Source organism: Streptomyces sp. NTH33, from assembly GCF_003236365.1.
Classification (GTDB): Bacteria; Actinomycetota; Actinomycetes; order Streptomycetales; family Streptomycetaceae; genus Streptomyces.
Genome location: NZ_POTZ01000664.1, coordinates 1 through 2,872 on the forward strand (window position 1 = coordinate 1; position 2,872 = coordinate 2,872).

Sequence of the window (2,872 nt, forward strand, 5' to 3'; positions counted from 1 at the left end):
TGCGTACGGCATCCGTTCCATGCCAGCCACCCCATCATGCACACGACATGACACGGGGGCGGAACCGTCCCATCACCCACGAACGGGCGACACCAGATCATCTGGAACGGGACTTAACGCCCTCTCAGAGCGATGAGACCGCGGCCGCCAACCCCGGCGCACGCTCCCGGGTCGATGCAAGGTTCACGGTCACGCCCGAGGTCCGTGGACTGTTGGCGCTGTGGAAGGGGAACGTGCGGGCGGTCCACCGCGAACTGGTCCTGCGTGCTGCCAGGCAGTCTCCGCCTGCAGACGCACCGTCGCTGACGACGCTGCACCGGGCGATCCACCGTGATCTGACGCCGGGGGAGCGGGCCGGACTTGCGGGAGGGGAGCGGGCGGCGCGCAAGCACGACGTATTCCTGGCCCGGCCGCGGGGCTGGCGCAACCAGGTGTGGGAGACCGACCACATGCAGGCCCCGGTGCTGGTCGACGTCGAGGGCAAGGTCCGCAGGCCGTGGATCACCTGGTTCACCGACTGCTCGACGAACGCGGTCACCGGCGTCGCGGTCACGCCGGGGGATCCGTCGCGGGAGTCGGTGCTGGCCGCGCTGCGCTCCGCGGTCCTGCGTGAGGAACCCTACGGCCCGTTCGGCGGCGTGCCCGAGAAGGTACGGGTGGACCGTGGCAAGGACTTCCTGTCCCGGACGGTGACCGCAGCGTTCGATCTCCTCGACGTGACGGTGGAGGACCTGCCCGCCTACACCCCCCACCTCAAGGGCACCGTGGAGGGCCTGAACCGGGCGGTGGAGAGCATGTTCCTGGCCTCGCTGCCCGGCTACGCCCGCCAGCCGCGCCCCGGCAAACGCTCCTCCCGTCCGAAAGACGAAGTGCTGCTGGGCTTCGAGGACTTCACCACCCAGCTTCTGGCCTGGACGCTCTGGTGGAACACCGAGCACCGCCCGGCGCCGTTGCGGGGCAAGACTCCGCTTCAGGCGTGGCAGGACGATCCCACCCCGCTGCGGGACGTGCCGGCCGCGGATCTGTGGACGTTCACCCTGGAGGACGCCGGCACCCGCACGCTGACCACCCGCGGCATCCGCTTCAGGAAACGCGACTACGTGGGGCCGTGGATGACCGGCCAGGCCGGGATCCAGGTCCGTATCCGCTTCATGCCCCACCACGACCACCGCATCGAGGTCTACCACGCCGCCACCGGCCGCTACCTGGGCCCCGCGGACCTGGCCGACCAGGCCACCGACGAACAGATCAGCGCCGTACGAAGGGCGCGGTCCGCTCGCGCACGCCGCCTGAAGAAGGACCTGGAGGCCTCGCAGCGCGAGCGCTACGCCGCCGTGAACCAGCCCGAGGCACCTCAGCGGCTCGGCGCGCTGACCGGTGCGCAGGCCGAGGCCGAACTCGCTCAGAGTGCCGACGCTGGCCTGTCGCAGCTCGCGCTGCCCGACGTCATCCCGCCCGCCGCGCCCCCGGCCGACTGGCGCACCCCGGCTTCCCTGGCCGCGCTGACCACGCCAGGCCCGCCCGTCCGGTACCCGTACGGCCGTGACGGCGCTTCCGCCCCGGACGGCCGCGACGGGCGGGCCGCACCTCCCACCACCGATGAAGACGGAGACGCCTCGTGACCGTGGCCACCTACCAGTACGTCGACCTGCCCGACGCGTCCGTGGTCACCACCCGCGCCCTGCTCACTGCCCGGGAGAACATCGCCGACACGGTCGCTGCCCGCGCGATGATGTGCATCCACGGCGGCGCCGGCTTCGGCAAGACCCTCGCCGTCAACATCTGCCTGCGCGCACTCGAACCCGGCGAGGACGTCCGCAAGATCACCTTCCGGGCCCGTCCCACGGCCCGTGCGGTGCGCTACGAACTGTTCACCGCGCTCGACCTGGCCGGCGAGCCACCGCGTCACCCCAGCGAGTTCGACCGTCTGCTGAAGACGGCCCTGGCCGAACGCCCCCGCACCTTCCTCGTCGACGAGGCCCAGTGGCTCAACGGGGAGGCGTTCGAATACTTCCGCTACCTGTGGGACGAGCCCTCCACCCAGCTCGCGATCATCTTTGTCGGCGGCGCGGGCTGTCACACCGTGCTGCGCCGCGAACCGATGCTGTCCTCCCGTGTCTTCATCTGGCAGCAGTTCACCCGCCTCACACCCGACGAGGTCCTCGAGGTGATCCCGCTGTTCCACCCGGTCTGGGCCGACGCCGACCCCGAGGACATCACGTTCGCCGACCAGCATGCCGCGCACGGCAACTTCCGCGCCTGGGCCCAGCTGACCGCCCACACCCGTACCGCACTGGCCCGTACGGGACGTGCCCGCGTCGACCAGGAGCTGCTGCGCTGGGCCTTCAGCCGCCTCGCCTGACCACACCGTCCATGCCTCCTGCCCCGCCGCTGCCGTCCGTCACCGTGGTTCTCGACCGTCACGACGACACGCTGCACACGCACACCGCCCTGGCCGCCCACCATCCGCCGTCCGGCCGGATCACCCTGCACCCCGGCCCGGGCACCACCAGCGAAACCGGCCTCGCCCACGACCTTCTCGTCGCCCTGGGCAAACCGCCCCTGCTCCCGGGCCGCTTTCCCGGCGGCCGCCAGCCCGCCTGGGAAGCCGCCACTGCCTGGCTGACCGCCCTGCCCGTCACCCGGCTGACCGTCCTGCGCGCTCACCGCCTCACCGCCCGCCGCACGATGCGCCTTCTGCAGCTACAGGCCCGCACCGGTATCCACCTGACCCTGGTCTGCCACCGCCCTCACCTTCCCGCCGCCCTGCACCAGGCCCTGCGGACGGCCGACTACTCCGTCACCGCCGACATCGAGGCTGCCCGCCGCCACTACTACGGCACGCCTATCGCCGAACCCCCGCCCCCAGACG

At 71.6% G+C, this 2,872-nt stretch carries 2 protein-coding genes and 1 pseudogene; all 3 read left to right on the forward strand.

Features of this window, described 5'->3' with window-relative positions; translation table 11 throughout:
* Positions 1 to 212 precede the first annotated feature (212 nt).
* Complete coding sequence (locus C1I97_RS34605) at positions 213 to 1,622, forward strand: Mu transposase C-terminal domain-containing protein (protein WP_258382883.1); 1,410 nt, start codon at positions 213 to 215, stop codon at positions 1,620 to 1,622.
* The gene (locus C1I97_RS34610) at positions 1,619 to 2,362 is read left to right on the forward strand and encodes an ATP-binding protein (protein WP_111006935.1); all 744 of its coding nucleotides are present in this window, start codon (positions 1,619 to 1,621) and stop codon (positions 2,360 to 2,362) included. The genes C1I97_RS34605 and C1I97_RS34610 overlap by 4 nt, the downstream gene beginning before the upstream one ends.
* Positions 2,363 to 2,373: 11 nt before the next feature.
* Positions 2,374 to 2,872, forward strand: a pseudogene (locus C1I97_RS34615) (hypothetical protein); the annotation flags it as partial.